At 57.5% G+C, this 18052-nt stretch carries 16 protein-coding genes and 1 pseudogene; 13 read left to right on the plus strand and 4 right to left on the minus strand.

Annotated features, from left to right (window positions below):
* Positions 1 to 24: 24 nt before the first annotated feature.
* Both DB032_RS18795 and DB032_RS18800 read left to right on the plus strand, forming a co-directional pair.
* Positions 25 to 1362, plus strand: a complete 1338-nt coding sequence (locus DB032_RS18795; RefSeq protein WP_158274357.1) for an MATE family efflux transporter — start codon at positions 25 to 27, stop codon at positions 1360 to 1362.
* 443 nt (positions 1363 to 1805) lie between these two features.
* On the plus strand, positions 1806 to 2885 hold the full coding sequence (locus DB032_RS18800; RefSeq protein WP_107800807.1) for a calcium:proton antiporter: 1080 nt from the start codon (positions 1806 to 1808) through the stop codon (positions 2883 to 2885).
* A 72-nt stretch (positions 2886 to 2957) separates the two neighbouring features.
* Here DB032_RS18800 and DB032_RS18805 read toward each other — a convergent pair whose 3' ends face one another.
* The 3 genes from DB032_RS18805 to DB032_RS18815 all read right to left on the minus strand — a co-directional run bounded on the left by DB032_RS18805 (position 2958) and on the right by DB032_RS18815 (position 5188).
* Complete coding sequence (locus DB032_RS18805) at positions 2958 to 3380, minus strand: nuclear transport factor 2 family protein (RefSeq protein WP_107802002.1); 423 nt, start codon at positions 3378 to 3380, stop codon at positions 2958 to 2960.
* Between the two features lie 39 nt (positions 3381 to 3419).
* Positions 3420 to 4124, minus strand: coding sequence for a DsbA family protein (locus tag DB032_RS18810; protein WP_107800808.1), 705 nt, complete (start codon positions 4122 to 4124; stop codon positions 3420 to 3422).
* Between the two features lie 182 nt (positions 4125 to 4306).
* Positions 4307 to 5188 carry an MBL fold metallo-hydrolase gene (locus tag DB032_RS18815; protein WP_107802004.1) on the minus strand — a complete coding sequence of 294 codons (882 nt, stop codon included), beginning with the start codon at positions 5186 to 5188 and terminating at the stop codon, positions 4307 to 4309.
* Between the two features lie 128 nt (positions 5189 to 5316).
* On the opposite strand from DB032_RS18815, the gene DB032_RS18820 reads away from it, so the two are divergent.
* The 10 genes and pseudogenes from DB032_RS18820 to DB032_RS18845 all read left to right on the plus strand — a co-directional run bounded on the left by DB032_RS18820 (position 5317) and on the right by DB032_RS18845 (position 16021).
* Positions 5317 to 6231 carry a LysR family transcriptional regulator gene (locus tag DB032_RS18820; protein WP_107800809.1) on the plus strand — a complete coding sequence of 305 codons (915 nt, stop codon included), beginning with the start codon at positions 5317 to 5319 and terminating at the stop codon, positions 6229 to 6231.
* Positions 6232 to 6370: 139 nt separating this feature from the next.
* A pseudogene (locus tag DB032_RS18825) lies at positions 6371 to 7357 on the plus strand (DUF2345 domain-containing protein); the annotation flags it as partial.
* Between the two features lie 15 nt (positions 7358 to 7372).
* A complete protein-coding gene (locus tag DB032_RS18830; RefSeq protein ID WP_107800811.1) occupies positions 7373 to 11995 on the plus strand; it encodes an RHS repeat-associated core domain-containing protein in 4623 nt (1540 codons plus the stop codon).
* Positions 11995 to 12507 carry a hypothetical protein gene (locus tag DB032_RS23865; RefSeq protein WP_146176723.1) on the plus strand — a complete coding sequence of 171 codons (513 nt, stop codon included), beginning with the start codon at positions 11995 to 11997 and terminating at the stop codon, positions 12505 to 12507. The genes DB032_RS18830 and DB032_RS23865 overlap by 1 nt, the downstream gene beginning before the upstream one ends.
* A 43-nt stretch (positions 12508 to 12550) precedes the next feature.
* Complete coding sequence (locus tag DB032_RS23870) at positions 12551 to 13243, plus strand: hypothetical protein (protein ID WP_146176724.1); 693 nt, start codon at positions 12551 to 12553, stop codon at positions 13241 to 13243.
* Between the two features lie 156 nt (positions 13244 to 13399).
* Positions 13400 to 13705 (plus strand): hypothetical protein, encoded by a 306-nt coding sequence (locus DB032_RS18835; protein ID WP_107800812.1) that lies wholly within the window; start codon positions 13400 to 13402, stop codon positions 13703 to 13705.
* A 107-nt stretch (positions 13706 to 13812) separates the two neighbouring features.
* Complete coding sequence (locus DB032_RS23875; RefSeq protein WP_146176725.1) at positions 13813 to 14250, plus strand: hypothetical protein; 438 nt, start codon at positions 13813 to 13815, stop codon at positions 14248 to 14250.
* 265 nt (positions 14251 to 14515) lie between these two features.
* Positions 14516 to 14770 carry an RHS domain-containing protein gene (locus DB032_RS18840; protein ID WP_107800813.1) on the plus strand — a complete coding sequence of 85 codons (255 nt, stop codon included), beginning with the start codon at positions 14516 to 14518 and terminating at the stop codon, positions 14768 to 14770.
* 139 nt (positions 14771 to 14909) lie between these two features.
* Positions 14910 to 15437, plus strand: coding sequence for a hypothetical protein (locus tag DB032_RS23880; protein WP_146176726.1), 528 nt, complete (start codon positions 14910 to 14912; stop codon positions 15435 to 15437).
* Between the two features lie 50 nt (positions 15438 to 15487).
* On the plus strand, positions 15488 to 16021 hold the full coding sequence (locus DB032_RS18845; protein WP_107800814.1) for an SMI1/KNR4 family protein: 534 nt from the start codon (positions 15488 to 15490) through the stop codon (positions 16019 to 16021).
* 527 nt (positions 16022 to 16548) lie between these two features.
* Here DB032_RS18845 and DB032_RS18850 read toward each other — a convergent pair.
* Positions 16549 to 16872 (minus strand): hypothetical protein, encoded by a 324-nt coding sequence (locus tag DB032_RS18850; RefSeq protein WP_146176727.1) that lies wholly within the window; start codon positions 16870 to 16872, stop codon positions 16549 to 16551.
* Between the two features lie 466 nt (positions 16873 to 17338).
* On the opposite strand from DB032_RS18850, the gene DB032_RS23885 reads away from it, so the two are divergent.
* Positions 17339 to 17953 (plus strand): hypothetical protein, encoded by a 615-nt coding sequence (locus DB032_RS23885; protein ID WP_146176728.1) that lies wholly within the window; start codon positions 17339 to 17341, stop codon positions 17951 to 17953.
* The last annotated feature ends 99 nt before the right edge of the window (positions 17954 to 18052 follow it).

An 18052-nucleotide genomic window follows, 5' to 3' on the forward strand; every position in this document is an offset into this window, starting at 1 on the left:
ACAAACCACCGCGATCTGGACACGTTGCCAGTATCCAAACTGTTCTGGCAATACGCTATTCCCTCCCTTGCCGGCATGCTGGCCACCGGCCTTTACGTGGTCATAGACGGCATCTTCGTCGGCCACTTCGTCGGCAGCCACGGCCTGGCGGCCATCTCGCTGGCCTACCCGCTGGTGATGATGCAAGTGGGCCTGGGCGCCATGCTGAGCATGGGCGCGGCCACCCGCATCGCCATTTTGCAAGGCGGCGGCGACTATAATCGCGCGCGCTCCACCCTGCTGGCGGCGCTGGCGCTGCTGGCCCTGATCAGCCTGGCCATCCCGCTGCTGGGCCTTACTTATCTGGACACCCTGCTGCAATGGCTGCAAGCCGACAAGCAGCCTATCGTGATGGCGGAAGCGCGCAACTACCTGCAATGGATGCTGGGCGGCGCGCTGTTCACCATGGGCCAGATGGTGGCCATCTATCTGCTGCGCAACGACGGCCGCCCGCGACTGGCCACGCTGCTGATGGTGATAGGCTCGCTGCTGAACGTGGTGTTCAATTACCTGTTCGTCGGCGTGTTCAAGCTGGGCCTGGCCGGCTCGGCCCAGGCCACCTTGCTGTCCGAATCGGTGGTGATGCTGGGCGGCCTCGGCTATTTCTTCACCCGCCACGCGCGGCTGCGTCTGCGCTTGACGCACCTGCGGCTGGACTGGCGCTGCTGCGGCCCCGTCCTGGCGCTGGGCCTGTCCAGCCTGCTGATGGAGTTCAATCTGGCCTTGCTGATGTTCGCCCACAACTTCCAGCTGCTGCGCTGGGGCACGGACCTGAGCGTGGCCGCCTACGCCACCGCCGGCTACAGCGAGGCCTTGTTCACCCTGGTGGTGCACGGGCTGGCGGTGGGCCTGCAGCCGCTGCTCAGCCACTCCACCGGCGCCGGCCGGCCGGAACGCACCCGCGAAGCGCTGCGCTACGGTCTGCGCGTCACCCTGCTGCTGGGGTTCACCGCGCTGGCGGCGGTGCAGCTGTTCCCCACCCTGATCGTGCGCATGTACAACAGCGAAGACCTGGCGCTGATCGCCGCCGGCAGCCACGCGCTGCGCCTGCACTTGCTGGCCATGCCCTTCGACGGCCTGGTGATCATCGGCATTCTCGCGCTGCAGGCGATGGCGATGACGCGGGCGGCGCTGCTGCTGACCATAGGCAAGACCCTGTTGCTGCTGCCGGCCTTGTGGCTGTTGCCGCTGTGGCTGGCGCTGGACGGCGTCTGGCTGGCGATGCCGCTGGTCAATCTGCTGCTGGGCACGGCCGCCGCGCTGGCCTTGTGGAGCGCCTTGCGCCGGCTGAAACGCGAAGAGAAGCCGGCGACCGCAGCCTGATCGCCTCCGTTCTCAACCAATGGCCGGATTTCCGGCCATTTTTTTTAGACATTGGCGAACCGGTTCCAATTGCCATTGTCTATATCCTTCGCGCGCACGTCGCGCCTCCTTGCTCTTGCCCCCCGCTTCGGCCCCCGGCCGCGCCCCGCCGCGCTTAAAGCCTGCTCCACGTCTCAGACAAGGCGTTGAACAGCTTCTTAAGGCGTGTTTACGATCTCGCGAGCTAAGGCGGGACCAGACCTTGCGGCTGAGAAAGCGGAATGTACAGGGGTACACGAGCATTTCGAAGGCGCACTCGCCGTGTGACGTCTCACGACGCTCAGCAGAGCGTAAACAGGTTCTTAGGGGTCGCGGGATCCCGGGCCGATTCGTATAGTGATAGCACCCGTCTGTCGGCGCCCGCGCCGCGGCTTGACTCCAACCCGTCAATAACAAGGAAAACAATGTCTCTGACCACCATTCCCCGCTGGACCGTCGCCGCCCCGCTTGTCGCCTGGGCCGCAATCGTGGCAGCGCCCACCTTTGCCGCCTCCGCGCTGTTCACCGCCTTGCTGGCCGTCTTGCTGGCCGGCACCGTCTTCGCCGCCGTCCATCACGCAGAAGTGGTGGCGCACAAGGTGGGCGAACCGTTCGGCACGCTGATCCTGGCGCTGGCGGTGACGGTGATCGAAGTGGCGCTGATCGTCTCCTTCATGCTGGCCGGCGGCGAAAGCAAGCTGGCGCTGGCGCGCGACACCATTTTTTCCGCCATCATGATCACCTGCAACGGCATCGTCGGCATCTGCCTGCTGCTGGGCGGCCTGCGCCATCGCGAACAGAACTTCCAGCTCAGCGGCGCCAAGGTGGCGCTGACCGTGCTGGCCGCCATCTCCGTGCTGGCGCTGGTCTTGCCCAATTACGGCACCAGCGAGCCCGGCCCGCTGCTCTCCTCCTCGCAACTGGCCTTCACCGGCGTGGTGTCGCTGGTGCTGTACGGCGCCTTCGTCTTTGTGCAGACCATACGCCACCGCGACTACTTCCTGCTGGAAGGCAGCCGCAGCGAGGACGAGCACGCGCCGCCGCCGTCCGTCAAAGTCACGCTGACCAGCCTGGCGCTGCTGCTGGTCTGCCTGGTGGGCGTGGTCAGCCTGGCCAAGCTGCTGTCGCCGTCGATCGAAGGCTTCGTGGCCGCCGCCGGCGCGCCGGCCGCCGTGGTGGGCATCATCATCGCCGCCCTGGTGCTGCTGCCGGAAGGCCTGGCCGCCGCCAACGCCGCGCGCGCGGACCGGGTGCAGACCAGCCTCAACCTGGCGCTGGGCTCGGCGCTGGCCTCCATCGGCCTGACCATTCCCACCGTGGCGATGATCTTCGTGGCGATGGGCGAGCCGCTGATCCTGGGCCTGGAAAACAAGGAAACCATCTTCCTGGTGCTGACCCTGCTGGTCAGCTCGATGTCGCTGGCGGTGGGCCGCACCACCATTTTGCAGGGCATCGTCCACCTGGTGATCTTCGCGTCCTTCGTGTTCTTCGCCATCAGCCCCTGAGCGCCTGCTGTACGCAAAACAAAACCGCCAACCGTTACCGGCTGGCGGTTTTTTCATTGGCGGACCTGGTTTTCAGAGCGACATCGCTTCCAGCACCTTGGCGCTGTCCACAATCTGCACGAACTTGACAATCTTGCCGTCGCGAAGCGTGTAGATGTGGGCGAAAGAGGCGACGAAGCCCTTGCCGGTGGCGCGGTAAACGCCGTGGTAGAAGCCCTGGGCGATCACATGCTCGCCGGCGTCGTAGAAGCTGTCCACCGCCGCGCGGTAGCCTTCCCACTCGCGGCCCAGCCGCTCGTGCACGTTCTTGACGATGGACTCCGCTCCGACATAGGTGCCGGCGTAAGGGAAGCCGGCGGCTTCGGTCCATTCCGCGTCCGGCGCCAGCGCGGCCAAGAGATTGCGGCCATTGGCCTCGGAATCGCCTTCATAGGTGGCGCGGACGATGTCCACATTGCTCAGGTGGCCCTGGCCCGGGGTTTGATTAGCGTTCATGGTGTTCCATCCAAAAATCAGTTTGCTCATGCCCTTCCTTCATTGCGGCAACACACAGCTGTCCGGCCCGCAAGCCAGCGTCTCCGCCGCGGCCGGCGCCGCGCTGGACGCGGCCTGGCTCAGGCGGGCGCGCCAAGCGTCCGGCCGGCCCAGATAAGCGCCCAGGTCCAACACCGTCAGCCGGCCGTTTTCCTCCAGCGCCAGCGTGGGGAAGCCCTGGCCGCCCACTTGGGCCAACAGCCGGCGGCTTTCCTCGAAGTGGGCGTCGGTGGCCGAGCCTTCCAGGCGATGGTAAGCCGCGGCGAAAGCCTCCGCGTCCAGGCCGATATCGGCGGCCAGTTCAGCCAGCACCGGGAATTCCGCGATACGACGGCCTTCCACGAAGTGGGCGCGCTGGATGCGATGCAGCAGTGCCAGCCCGCCGCCGGCCGCTTCCTCCGCCGCCAGCACGGCGGTGGTGGGCGGCGCGGAATCCATCACCGCGCCGTGGTCCTTGAGCAGGCCGTCGAAATACGCTTCGCCGAAAGGCTGGCCGGAGACTTCCGCGATGCGGCGGTCGTGCGGCAGCACGAATTGGCGCCACTCAGGGCTGACCCGGCGGCGATTGGCGCCCACCATCATGCCGCCGCCGTGCAGCGCCACCGTCAGGCCCGGCACGCCGCGCGCGGCTTCCAGCAAGGGCGCGGCGCCGTAGCACCAGCCGCAGAGCGGATCGAAAATAGTGTGCAAAATAATGCCGGACATGGCGGTTTCCTTTCTTGCGCCGCCCGCGACGCGGGCGGCCATACATTCAAATCATCAGACGTAGAAAGCATCAAGGGCGGCAAACGAATCCTGAGGCAAGGCGCGCCGACGCCGGCAGTACATGGAGTACGGCAAGTCGGCGCCGCGCAGCATCAGGACTTTCGCTGGCTGCCCTCAGAGCCTTATTGCGGCCACTTCATCTCGCCCTTGAGCACCTTGGCGCTCAGTTCCAGATCCGCCACGCCGTCCAGCTTCGGATAACGCTGCTTCATCGCCGTCACCAGCTCGGCCGAGTTCTTGGCCTTGGGCAGTTCTGCTTCCAGCGTTTTCAGGTAGTCGCTGGTGAACTTCACCGAAGCCAGGGTATGCGGCGCGTTGTTCAGGAAATGACCGGGCACCACGACCTTGGGCTTCAGCGCCTGCAGGTTTTTCAGCGACTTCTGCCAGTCGGCGCGGTCTTTCGGGGTTTGGGTGTCCGCGGTCCAGACATGCATATTGCCGTAGGTCAGCACGCCGCCCATCGCGGTCTTGATCGACGGCGCCCAGATATAGGTGCGGTCCGGAGTCGGGCCTTTCAGACCCATGACCTGCAGTTTCTGGCCGTCCACTTTCAGGGTGTCGCCCTGGATGGGTTCCGGCACGATCACGGTCTTGGGCGCGTTGTCCTTCAGGATCGGGCCCCAGTAGGCCATCTTGCCGTCCTTGGAAGCCTTGATCGCTTCAATGGTGGCGGCGGTGGCCAGCACCTTGGCGTCCGGGAAAGCGGCCTTGATCACATCCAGGCCAAAGTAGAAGTCCGGGTCCGGATGGGAGATGAACACCGTGGTCAGCTTCTTGCCGCTGGCCTTGACCTTGGCCACCAGGGCCTCGGCGTCGTTGCGCTGGAACTGGGCGTCGATCAGCACGGCCTCGCTCTTGCCGGTGACCAATTCCGAGGACACCGGGAACAGGCTCTTGGCGCCGGGGTTGTAGACATCGACTTTCAAAGCGTCGGCTTGGGCGAAGGCGGCGGACATCAACAGGGCGCCTGCTACAAAGCTGCCGGAAATGCGGTGTTGGATCATGATGGTTTCCATTTGGTGAATTTGAGATCGGTCGGCTTGGTAGCAAGCCTGATGTGAATCATAGATTGCTATTTTCGAATCAAAAACCGGATAATAAGCAATGGTTGGTTGCATGAATCGAGCGAATCATGGATAGGATCACCGCGGCGCAAGTGTTTGTGACCATTACCGAACGCGGCAGCCTGGTGGCCGCGGCGGATACGCTGGACATGTCGCGGGCGATGATCACCCGCTATCTGGCGGAAATGGAGGAATGGGCCGGCACCCGGCTGCTGCACCGCACCACCCGGCGGCTGAGCCTGACTCCGGCCGGTGAGGAGACGCTGGCGCGTTGCCGGCAGATGTTGGAAATCGCCGGGCAGATGCCGGCGGCCAACAGCGCGGACCCCGGTCAGCCGCAGGGCCTGCTGCGCATCAGCTGCGCGCAGTCTCTGGCTCAGGACGCGCTGGCGGCGGCGGTGACCGAGTTTCTGCGCCGCTATCCGCAAACCGCCATCGATCTGCAGATCAGCAACCGCGCGGTCAATCTGGTGGAAGAAAGAATCGATCTGGCCATCCGCATCACCAATGCGCTGGACCCCAGTCTGATCGCCCGGCCGCTGGCCAGTTGCGCGTCGGTAATCTGCGCCTCTCCCGCCTATCTGGCCGCCCACGGCGCGCCCAAGCGGCTGGAGGATTTGTCTCTGCACAACTGTCTGACCTATTCCTATTTCGGCAAGAGCTTGTGGCGTTTCCAGCGTCACGGCGAGCAGTTGGCGGTGCCGGTCAGCGGCAATCTGAGCGCCAATGAGTCCATGGTCTTGTTGTCCGCCACCGCGGCCGGCGCGGGCATCGCCTTGCAGCCCTTGTATTCCGCCGCGCCGCTGATCGCCAGCGGTCAGCTGGTGGCCTTGTTGCCGGAGTACCAGCCGCAGGAGTTGGGCATTTACGGTATTTACGCTTCGCGCCGGCAGATGCCGGCCACCTTGCGGGCGATGCTGGATTTTCTGGTGGAGCGGTTCGCCAGCGATCCGGCCTGGCAGGCGCGTACCGCTGGCGGCTGAGTGGGGGACTGTGAACGCTTCGCTGAGCCGAATATGGCAGGTGCAGCGTTTTTTAATGATTAATCTGTTGAATCCGCTACGCGGATATTGATTTAGGTGCCGCTTTCCGCGCGGCGAACAGGGAGGGGGCGGGCCGCCGCCGGACGGCAAAACCGCCAAGGACCAAGCCGGCCAACAACCGCTGATCGTGCTATCGGCCCCAGCCGGCATCGCCAGCCTGAGCCAGCAAAGCCAGACCGTGGCCGCCGGCACCAATCTGGACCTGGTGGCGCAGCGGGACAGCAACCAAACCTCGGGCCGTCGCTGGATTCACAATGTAGGTCAGCACATCAGCCTGTTCGTCACCGGGGTCAAGGACCAGATCGCGCTGAAGCTGATTGCCGCCAAGGGCAAGGTACAGGTTCAAGCGCAGAGCGACAGCATCGAGGTGACAGCGGACAAGGATGTGACCGTCACCGCCTGCAAGGGCAAGGTGGAAATCGCCGCCGGCCAGGAAATCCTGCTCACCAGCGGCGGCGGCTATATCCGGCTCAAGGGCGGCAATATCGAAGTGCACTGCCCGGGCGAAGTCAGCGTCAAGGGCGCCAGCCACGCGCTCACCGGCCCGGCCAGCCTCAGCACGCCCACGCCTACCTTCAACAAGCCGGGCATGGGCAATCTGCAAGTGATTCACGATTTCGCCAACGGCTACTCCATGGACCAGGGCAAATTCGTGCTCACCGACGCGCTGGGCATCAAGCACAGCGGCGTGCTGGACGCCGCCGGCAAGGCCATGGTCAACGGCCTGCCCACCGGGCCGGCCCAAGTGCAATTCCTGGGCCGTCCGCACAAGAGCGAGGCGGACATCTTCCCCTTTGTGCCGCAGCCGGAAGCGGCGCTGCAAAAAATGGGCGCCGCGGTGCAGCAGCAGGCCATGAGCCAGCTGGGCAGCCTGGTAGGCAAGGCGCTGCCGCCCGGCGCCGCCGGCCTGGCGCAAAACCTGGCCCAGGCCAAAGGCGCCGTGGACCAGGCCAAAGCCATGGCCTCCCAAGCCCAGGCCGCGCTGCAACAAGCGCGCGACATCAAACAACTTGCCTCCGGCGCATCCCTCCCCGCCGCCGTCGGCATGATCAAGAATATCGTTTAAGAGCCCTCCTCCGACATGAGCACCGCAGCCCAAGCCAAACCCGTCGCCGTAATCAACGGCACGCCGCAAAACGCAGCCCAGGTCATCCAGCAAACCGGCAAGACCTTCGATCAATGGCTGCAAAGCATCAGCGACGGGCATCTGTCGGTGGACAGCCTCAAGACCATAGGCAGCGCGGTGCCCATTGTCGGCAACCTGATCTCGGTGGGCGACGTCATCGTCGACCTGATGGAGATGTCGGAAAAGAGCAAGAAAAAACAGGAAGTCGACGTCTTCGACTGGCTGTTTCTGGGCGTGGATCTGGTGGGCGTGGTGCCGGCCGCAGGCGGCCTGTTCAAAATGGGCGCGCGCCCCACGCTGAAGCTGTGCGCCAGCAGCGTGCGCCGCGCCGGCGGCGACTGGCTGAAAATGGAGCTGTCCGCCTCGCTGACCCAAAAAGTGGCCAATATGTTGCCGGCCGACTTCCGCAATATGCCGGACCAATGGGTCAAGCACGTAGACAGCAAAATGCAGAGCACGCTGGAAACCTGCGGCGGCAAGGGCAAGGTCATCATCTCGGACCTGGCCAATCTGCTGATCAGCCTGGGCTCCGGCAACTTCAGCGGCTACGTCAAACAACACGTGCCGCAAGCGCCGGTCAAATACCATCTGGAGAAAACCAATAAGCAAGGCTTCTGGGCATCGGTGGGCGCGGAACTGGACGCGCTGAACCGCGCCGCCGCCAGCGCCAAGAAAGAAGCCGCCGCCGGCATGACCGTGGCCGCGGCCAAAGGCATAGACATGGCGCTGAAAGGCAGCGCCGCCGCCCGCATGATGCTGAGCCTGGGCCGCACCCTGCTGGCCTGGGCCGGCCAGCTCACCGCCAAGCTGCTGTCCATGTACTCCAGCCACCTGAAGCCCTTGCTGAACAAATTGCTGGCAGCCTTCCTCAAGCACCTGCCCAAGAAGGCCGCCGCGGTGGCCAACAAAGTCACCAACAAGGCCAAGAAAGGCACCCAGCAGCTTTATCAGGAGGTCACCAGCCGCTTCAAGGGCAAGATCAAGCCGCCGCCCAAATGCGCCTGCGCCGCCTCGCCCAACAGCATCGGCTATGTGCTGGGCGAAGAATCGCTGCAACATACCGACTTCAGCCTGCCCGGCGTGCTGCCCATCATCTGGACCCGGCAATATCGCTCCAACTTCGACGGCAACGACGCCCGCGGCGACTTGGGCGCACGCTGGGGCGTGGCTTACGGCGCGCGCTTCGACATCGAAGGCGAAGCGCTGAAGCTCCACGACGACAGCTGCCGCACGCTGGACTACCCCTTGCTGCCGGTGGGCGAATCCCTGAAGGACGAGCTGGAAGGTTTCACCCTCAGCCGCCTATCCGACACCCTGATCTCCCAGACCTACGGCCACGATCTGGTGCAACTATACGAACGCCACGGCGACAGCTTCCGCCTGGCGCTGATCAAGGACCGCGCCGGCAACAGCATCGCGATGAACTTCCGCGACGGCCGGCTGATCCAGCTGCTCAGCAGCGCCGGCTACGTGGCGGACCTCAGCCACGACGCGCGCGGCCGCATTGTCCGCATCAGCCTGCAAAACCCGGAAACCGGCCTGCCGCTGCGCACGCTGGCGCAATACCAATACGACGACGCCGGCCCGCTGCCCGCGGACGCCGGCGACCTGCTGGCCGCCAGCGATGAAAACGGTCAAAGCTGGAGCTACCAGTACCAGCACCACCTGCTGACCCGCTACACCGACCGCACCGGCCGCGGCATCCATCTGGAGTGGGACGGCAAGCACCTGGACGCGCGCGCCGTGCGCGAATACGCCGACGACGGCAGCCAGGACATCCGCCTGGCCTGGGACGACAACATCGACCTCACCTACGTCACCGACGCCTACGGCCGCACCACCGAGTACTACTTCGACGACAAGGGCTACAACTACCGCATCATCTACCCGGACCACAAGGAAGAATGGTTCGACTACGACGCCCAGAAAAACCTGGTCAACCACATCTACCCGGACGGCTCGCAAGACAGCTTCTCCTACGACGACAAGAGCAATCTGGTATTGCACGAGCGCCGCGACGGCAGCGAAGTGGCCTTCGCCTACGACGCCCAGGACAATCTGGTGGAGATCACCGATCCGCTGGGCGAAAAATGGCTGCGCGCCTACGACGACAAGGGCCAGTTGATCGAGGAAACCGATCCGCTGGGCCACAAAACCAAATACGCCTACAACGAGCAGGGCCTGCCGGTGGCCATCACCGACGCCAAGGGCGGCAAGAAGCAGATTGCCTACCGCCCGGATGGCCTGCTGCAGAGCTATACCGACTGCTCCGGCAGCGCCACCCAGTGGCAGTACGACGAACGCGGCCGCTCGCAGCTGATCATCGACGCGATGGGCAGCGCCACCCGCTACCAATACGCGGCCAACGGCACGCTGCAAGCCATCGTCCAGCCGGACGGCCAGGCCACGCAATTGGAGCACGACGCCGAAGCGCGCCTGCTCAAACTCACCGACCCGCTGGGCCGCGCCACCCATTACGACTACGACAAAGCCGGCCGGCTGCAAACCCGCACCGACGCCAACGGCCACAGCCTGGCCTACAAATACGACAAGCTGGGCCGTCTGACCGCGCTGCGCAATGAAAACCACCGCCAGTATCTGTTCGAATACGACGCCGGCGACCAGTTGATTTCGGAAACCGGTTTTGACGGCAGCCCCACCCGCTATCACTACAACGCCGCCGGCCAGCTGGAAAAACAACAGGAAGGCGATGTCGCCACCCTCTACCGTTACGACGGCGCCGGCCGCCTGATCGAGCGCAGCGCGCCGGGCAGCCTGGAAAGCTTCGGCTACGACCCCGCCGGCCGGCTGTACCAGGCCAAGAACCGCTACGCCAGCCTGCGCTGGATTTACGACCCGGTGGGCAATGTCATAGAAGAACACCACGGCTACAGCGTGGCCGGCGTCAAGGAAACCTACCGCTGGCAGCATGAGCATGACCCGCTGGGCAACCGCGTCGCCAGCGTGCGCCCGGACGGCCGCCGCGTCGACATCCTCAGCTACGGCAGCGGCCACGTGCACGGCCTGCTGTTCGGCCAGCGCGACATCGTCAATCTGGAGCGCGACAAGCTGCACCGCGAAACCCAGCGCGTGCTGGGCAATGCGCTGCAACAGCACCAGAGCTACGACAAGGCCGGCCGCCTGACCAGTCAGCGGCTGATGGGCTCCACCCAGTGGAACCGCCAATACCAGTACGACGTCGCCGGCCAGCTCACCGGCATCGCGGACAGCCGCGCCGGCCAGCTCAACTACCGCTACGACCCGGTGGGCCGCCTGCTGGAAGCCGCCACTCCCAAGGGCGTGGAAAGCTTCCGTTTCGACCCGGCCGGCAACCTGCTGGACAACGCCCCGGCCGCCGACGGCCACCAGGACAACAGCCTGCTGGGCAACCTGCTCAGCCAATATGCCGGCCGCCATTACCGCTACGACAGCCGCGGCAACCTGGTGGAAAAACGCGTCAACGGCGCGCTCACCAAGCTGGAGTGGGACAGCCACAACCGCCTGTCCCGCCTGACCGCGCCGGACGGCCAGAACACCGACTACCACTACGACCCGCTGGGCCGCCGCATCGCCAAAACCCAGGCCGGCCAGACCACGCTTTACGGCTGGGACGGCGACGTGCTGGCCTTTGAAACCCGCGACGAACAAGCGGTGCATTATCTGTTTGAACCGGACAGCTTCGTGCCGCTGGCCCAAGTCCACACCGAAGCCGTGCGCGGCGTCAAAGTGCCGCGCTGGAGCCAGCACCGCCCCTATGACTCGGACCTGGACCCGCTGCGCAAACCCGCGCCGGAACCCAGCGAACCGACTGCGGTGTACTACTACCATACCGACCACCTGGGCACCCCGCAGGCGCTGACCGACGAACAAGGCGCGCTGGCGCTGGAAATGGACTACCAGGCCTGGGGGCAAGCGCGCGAAATCATCGCCGACGCCGCCAACAAGGCCGGCATCCGCAACCCCTTCCGTTTCCAGGGCCAGTACCAGGATGAAGAATCTGGGCTGCACTACAACCGTTATCGCTACTATGATCCGGAGATTGGGCGGTTTATTTCGAGGGATCCGATTGGGTTGATGGGGGATATAAATACCCACAGCTATGCCCCAAACCCAATAGAATGGATTGACCCATTTGGTTTGCGCCGTAGAGGGCCTGCTGTAGCAGAAGGAACTCTAGGTAGACACGGCGACCTGAAAAATGCGGCTGGCAGCACTCAGTCACACCATCTAAATCAAGATGCTGCTTATAGAGATGTAATCCCAACAAATGAAGGCTGTGCGATTGCATTGAAAGGCAATGCTTTCTGCGATTGCAAGTCCAGTCACTACCGAGCCCACCAGTCTCTTGAAAAATTTTGGGACCAATATAGAAAGGGGGGAGCAAAATATGGGCAAATTCCAACAAACCTAGAGTATAGCAAAGCCCTGCAAACCTCATTACGCTCAGCAGGCCTAGCAGATAAGCAAGTTAACGATGCCGTAAAATCCGCAGCAAAACAGCGTGTTGAATATGGACAGCTGGGGGGCATGCAGGTACCGAGAATCCCTGGAAGAATAAATCAGAGAAAGTGTTCATAATGAAAAAAGAAATACTTCAAACCCTATTTCAAACACTAGATACGATATCTTTTTTTGAGAGCTTCAACACAGAAGAAGCAGATATCAACATCGATGCGACCCTGTGCAAAGGAGTTGCCATTTTTGAAAAATCGATTCACTCAGAAGAGTGGGAGGACATTAGAGCAGAAGCCGCAGCACAACTAAGCACAATGCTCAACAAAAAATTCCAAAATCAGTATCAGGAATGGAATACAGTCGCTAAAGAAGCTCGTCAATATTTTAACGAAAAAATAGAACCAAAACTGAAGCCATTCGAAGACACACATGGATTAAAAAATCTCAATGACGATATCGGATATGACATCGTACACATCATCATTGAGGGATACTTCACAAAGCGTGTTGGCATAAAGAAAATGCTTTTTAGTCGTCTATTTGACATATACAAATCTGGGAAAATCCCTTGCGGGTACTCAAAGAGTCGTGAAGACGACTTTATTCGACCAACTGGAAAAATAATTTACCTTTAGGCCATTAATTAATGTCACCACCAAAAGTCTTTTCTTCGTAGACATGAAGAACACTTTTCCAGGCATTGAGCACACCATCAGTACGAGGCAAAATATAACCAGGGAACTAGCCTCATTAAAAAACGACACAGATGCACTTAACGCTACCGTTCACTTAGTAAGCAATATCACAGAATGGAAGTACTCCCGCGGCATACTCTATACTCCAGAACATTTCTTCAAAGAGCTCTTAGAAGAAAACCCGGGAAAACCGCTACAGAAGAAGTTCACATCGCCATTAGAAGCTAGAAAAAATGGCGTTGAAAGCGCAGGCTTCATCGATGACAGGCTTGTTCTAACAATAGACTCTGAGAAAGAAGACCCTGACTTTGTAAGGCTAACTGCAAACCTCGTATCATATAAAAACTCTGAAATCATTATTCGCCGAACGCATCATTATGATTTCACTGACAAGCCAGGCAAAAAGCCCGAGCTTGTTTCTCTGACAGCAATTAAAAAACTATCCAGTGATCTAGAAGTAAGCGTAGGCATATCAACACGGGGCGACTACGGTTTTAAGGCATTCTCCTTTAATGAAAAAAATTTAGTCGAGCATATTTACGTACTGGGATCCAGACATCAAAACCCTATCCGTTATGACTTACACTACACTGATGATAATCAAGTAGAAAGCATTACAACCAAGGGAAGGGATGGCGCCCCTGACATCATCACTTGGAAAAACAAGTACATTTAAAAGTTAACGCACCGACAAAATAGGCCAACAGCCATTTAAATAGATTTCGATTTGAAAAATTACATCAACGCATTTCTATGCTTGAGTGCTACCTAGCACCGAACACCCCATACGCGCGAACAGATGTTTTGTGCATGCTAGCATCGAGGAAAGTCCATGGCCAACATAGATGAGGTTTGGATTGATCACATCACCACCTTAATATTAAATTCCAGATCAAATACTGGCATCACAGACATAGAAATCAACCAAGCCATTAGCAGCACAAACCAGTTAATTACAAACTATAAAGGCAAAAAATATTTGCCGATGGCGATTGTAAATGTTCTTATTGACATGCAAGCCAGCCTGATAACAAGCGCGGACTGGCATAAAAATGAGAAAAAACAAACAGCAATGTCGGAGAGCATATACAAAACCGCCTTACACCTCTCCGATCTGGCAAGGGATATTACTATTTAAACTCAACAAACATCACAAATATCAATTACCCCCCAAAGAACCTATTCAATCCGTTGCCTTTTAAATTCACCAAAATAAGAAACAGAACATGAACAATTAAAAAACTCATGAAAATTATTGAAATAGCGCTTCCGTTTTGGCAAAACCCTCAATTCCACATCATTACTGTACATCAACGAGATATAGCTTACGCAATTTTTCGATGCTGGGATGATGATACCAAACCAGAGCTACACCACTCTGGATGCGTCAAATTTACCGACGTTATTGCAACACAAGTACATAGCAAAACCAAACCCTACCTCCCTGATGATTTTGAATATAGGTCATCCATATACGAAGCCATCGACTCTGACTGGGTCTCAGAACACATAAAATCCATCAAAGAATGGTCGCATGAGGATTTAGCAAAAGAAGACTACCATCATTACATTGTGAACAGTCACGACCATCAGCTATCCATTATTTGCAAAAACTTTACTGCTTATAAAACACCACTCATTTCAGAAATATCATTTTCGTTGCTCGGCTTTGATGCAGAATAAGCAATTGTGAAATATAAATTTAGCCCACCAACGAGTTTCCCGCCAATAACTTTGAAAGTTTCTTGCCACACGTAAATATTGATCAACATGATTTTTAAATTTCAATCGAAAAGCTTGTTAGTAGCAGGGATAAAAGCCTAATAGCCTGGTTCACACTGGGCTATGCACAGACATCAAAGTGCCACATTGAAGCCAGCGCCATCCCTACGACGCCGACCTAGACCAACCGTGCAAACCCGCGTCGGAACCCAGCGAACCGACGGCGGTGTACTCCTACCACACAGACCACCAGGGCACCCCGCAGGCGCTGACCGGCGAACAAGGCGCGCTGGCGCTGGAAATGGACTACCAGGCCTGGGGGCAAGCGAGGGAAATCATCACCGACGCCGCCAGAAAGACCGGCATCCGCTCCCCTTTCCAAGGCCAGTACCAAAAATCCTGGCGGCACTACAACCATCACCGCAACTATGACCCGGAGATTGGACGGGTTATTTCAAGGGGCCAACAGGGTTGGCCGTAACAGACTAAAGTGTGGCACAGTCAAGGCCACACAGTAAGCATCTGGGGAACAATTAAAATTAAGAGTGGATCTAAATTCAGGAAAACTAACTTGCGCATCACCTTCCATCCCCCAAAGGTCAAAACACGAAAGCAAAGCGATGAAAATATATAGTGTGTATACCACAGGGAAATGCGAAAACGCTCTGCTAGACCTGAAAGACCCCAACGGAGTCATTTTAGATCATTTTATGCTTGGAATAGAAAGTAATAATTTTAAAAATGGCCACCCATTAAATGTTACGGCCCAGTCTTTTTTCACCCCAGAAACCATAAAGAATTACGACTACTTTGAGCCCACAATGGCATTTCCAATTTTTTCAGACCATGCCATTAACAGTATTGGCGAAGTCATAAGCCCCCAAATGGAAATACACCCTTGCAGAATAAAAATAGGTGCACATACAATTGATGCCCATGCCGGAATAATACTAAACAGGAAAGCAGTTTTTGAGCGCGTTGACGATTATAAAATTCAAATCCAAAAAGATGCCAAAATCACTCAAGACGACCTCATCATAAGAGACATCAACAACCCACAGATTTTTTTCACAACAGAATCATTCAAAACAATCTGCCAAACCCATAAGTTAAATATTAAATTTCAAGAATTTTCTTTAATGAAGTAAATGCAACCATACGATCCATCTGACACTCAACACCAAATACAAGAGATAAAATGACACAATATCTACCCCTTGGCATTAGTTCAGAGGATCTGAATTTTCTGATCAAACATGGAGTAAAGCTCGACAAGCGAAAAAAGCAGCAGATGCTCCAAGCTTATAACTTTAAAGAAAGGCCATCGACGACCACTTTGATAGATTTTTTTGGAAAACTTGACATTTCACCAGCCCAAGATTATTTAGAGTTTTTGTCAAAATACAATGGAGGCAAGCCAGAGCCGAGCGCCATAAAAATAAAAACAAAAAGCATCTCCATACAGTACTTTTATGCGCATTCTACCCCATTAGCTTCTTGCACCCTTGATTATGCAATAACGATGTACAAAGGTCGTATCCCTCTTGGATACATTCCTATTGCTCATGACTCAGGTGGAAGCTTGCTTCTTTTAAGTTGCATCGGGAACAATAAAGGGGAAGTCTATTATTGGGATCACAACGATGAAGCCGACTGCTCGGCGGAGCCTTTTTTTGGTAATATGGCAAAGGTAGCCACAAGCTTTACGGATTTGGATCGTATGTTTCAGTAGCTTATAATAATGTTTAAATTTTGATGAAGTGAATAGACCCAGCTTCATTCCCAGAGTCACCAATACTTAACCAAACAAACAACTCACCACAACTTGAACGGTGACCTGCGAGCCTTCAAAGTCCGTGACAGACCGACGGGCCATCTGTTTGAACCGGATAGCTTCGTGCTGCCGGCCCAAGTCCACACCACAGCCGTGCGCGACGTCCTAGCGCAAAGCTGGAGCCAGTACCGCCCCTACAACTCCGGCCTGAAGTCACCATCGGCCCCCTCCGAACTGATAGCAGAGTACTACCACCACCACACCAACCACCTAGCCCTCCACGGGCATTGCCCGACGCGCAAGGACGCGAAGCTAGAAATGGACTACGAGGCCTGGAGTCAGGCACAGAGAATCGTAGCGGCGACATCAATCCGCTGGCGCAAAAGGCAAAATCGTCCTGCGGCCGCCTGATGCACAAAAACCGAATTAAACCCAAGCCGTAATAAGCCCAAAGCCCCATCCGGGGCTTTGGTCGTTTGGAAGGGTTAAGCCAGTTCCTGCATTTGCACCGTGGTCTGCTGCAAACGGCGGGCGAAAGGCTCCAGCAGGCAATACAGCTGCTCGCACTCCAGTGTGTCCAAGTTGGGTTGGTCCAGCATGGCCACCAGCGCGCTCAAGGCATGGCTGACCTGGCCGAGTTCCAGACAGATCAGTTGGGCGCTGTGATGGAAGCGCTCTTCGTATTCGTCAAGCTGCGGCAACAGCGGGTCAATCGGGTGTAGTGAGGGATTTTGCCGACGCAAGCTTTTCAGCTGGGACAGCAAAGTTGACAGCGATGGACTGTGGAGGGTTTGAGTGGCGCTAGTCATGGCAACTCCTTGATGAGCATTATGCCCGCCCTCCGACGCTAAGCGGAGGCGGCGGGAACATGGCAGGATTAGCGTTACCGGCATCAAGGACCCGGCGCGTGCAAGCACGCTCCCACCATGACCCGCCTGAGAGTAGACGCATCAATAGTGTGTCCGGACATGAGATGCCGCATGTGCGGCTGTCCGCCCTGATGTTCGGAACGCTAATTCCGGTGCTGATGCACAGCACGGCCGGATTATCACGTGCTTGGGGCCGGGAGGCAAGACGCCGTCGCCTTCTGCGGCATCCCCTTGGCCGATGCTGAATCTATGCGTGCCGTCAAAGTGCCTGTAGGAAGCAACATGAGACCAACCGTTCAGACTCCGGCCTACTGCACAAAGCCGCAACGGTGCACTACTATCGCTCCGGCCATCTGCTCACCCCGTAGGCGCAGAGCAGCTAAATCAGTCTACTAAGCGTACGACCATGAAAAACTACCATTCTGAGTATTGCTTCATAAGCTATAAAAGCACAAACAATCGCCCTATCCTTTCAGCAGACACTGAAACAGCAGCTCTTGCATACACCTCAGAAGCACTACCATTAAGTAGCCTGCCATTAAAATTCAACAATGGCGCGGCAAACAATAAAAACAAGCATTTATTTAATGAAGAGCCTCCAGAAATATTATTCCACGGCTCTGACATTGCCGTTAAGGCAGAAACATATAAGCAGCTTGCCCTCATTGAAATACCCAACCTTGTATTACAACCGGCAATTTACATAGACCATAATAATGTACACCATGACAGCTATTGGTTTTTGACCTTCACAAACAAACTGGACTGCTGGGACAGAAATAAATCTCTTTACGCCCCAGAACCCTTAACCGGCTTTGATGACATCCGTTATGAAGTGATTAGTTATCATCTCGACAAAGCCACTCTTGACTCAATACCGCTCGCAGAACGCAGACTCTTCAAAATGGGAGCGACGACTGAGGGCTGGCTACTTGTACACAGCAGCATTGCGGACTTCTTTCACAAGCCCGGAGTAGAGCTGGTTCCCGTTAAAGATTTTGGCGTAACTTTCTTTCCATAAATCATATACAACAGAGCATACCGTCACACCTTCAGAATATATTGCCAAAGCCCATAGCAAGCCTCCAACAATCAAAGGCATGCCCACTCAAAACGATCT

This window comes from Chromobacterium sp. Panama, assembly GCF_003052555.1.
GTDB lineage: Bacteria > Pseudomonadota > Gammaproteobacteria > Burkholderiales > Chromobacteriaceae > Chromobacterium.

Excerpts from the sequence above, each read along its gene's own strand:
- DB032_RS18800 (WP_107800807.1), top strand. The coding sequence starts at position 1,806 with ATGTCTCTGACCACCATTCCCCGCTGGACCGTCGCCGCCCCGCTTGTC.
- DB032_RS18805 (WP_107802002.1), bottom strand. The coding sequence starts at position 3,380 with ATGAACGCTAATCAAACCCCGGGCCAGGGCCACCTGAGCAATGTGGAC.
- DB032_RS18810 (WP_107800808.1), bottom strand. The coding sequence starts at position 4,124 with ATGTCCGGCATTATTTTGCACACTATTTTCGATCCGCTCTGCGGCTGG.
- DB032_RS18815 (WP_107802004.1), bottom strand. The coding sequence starts at position 5,188 with ATGATCCAACACCGCATTTCCGGCAGCTTTGTAGCAGGCGCCCTGTTG.
- DB032_RS18820 (WP_107800809.1), top strand. The coding sequence starts at position 5,317 with ATGGATAGGATCACCGCGGCGCAAGTGTTTGTGACCATTACCGAACGC.
- DB032_RS18830 (WP_107800811.1), top strand. The coding sequence starts at position 7,373 with ATGAGCACCGCAGCCCAAGCCAAACCCGTCGCCGTAATCAACGGCACG.
- DB032_RS23865 (WP_146176723.1), top strand. The coding sequence starts at position 11,995 with ATGAAAAAAGAAATACTTCAAACCCTATTTCAAACACTAGATACGATA.
- DB032_RS23870 (WP_146176724.1), top strand. The coding sequence starts at position 12,551 with ATGAAGAACACTTTTCCAGGCATTGAGCACACCATCAGTACGAGGCAA.
- DB032_RS18835 (WP_107800812.1), top strand. The coding sequence starts at position 13,400 with ATGGCCAACATAGATGAGGTTTGGATTGATCACATCACCACCTTAATA.
- DB032_RS23875 (WP_146176725.1), top strand. The coding sequence starts at position 13,813 with ATGAAAATTATTGAAATAGCGCTTCCGTTTTGGCAAAACCCTCAATTC.
- DB032_RS23880 (WP_146176726.1), top strand. The coding sequence starts at position 14,910 with ATGAAAATATATAGTGTGTATACCACAGGGAAATGCGAAAACGCTCTG.
- DB032_RS18845 (WP_107800814.1), top strand. The coding sequence starts at position 15,488 with ATGACACAATATCTACCCCTTGGCATTAGTTCAGAGGATCTGAATTTT.
- DB032_RS18850 (WP_146176727.1), bottom strand. The coding sequence starts at position 16,872 with ATGACTAGCGCCACTCAAACCCTCCACAGTCCATCGCTGTCAACTTTG.
- DB032_RS23885 (WP_146176728.1), top strand. The coding sequence starts at position 17,339 with ATGAAAAACTACCATTCTGAGTATTGCTTCATAAGCTATAAAAGCACA.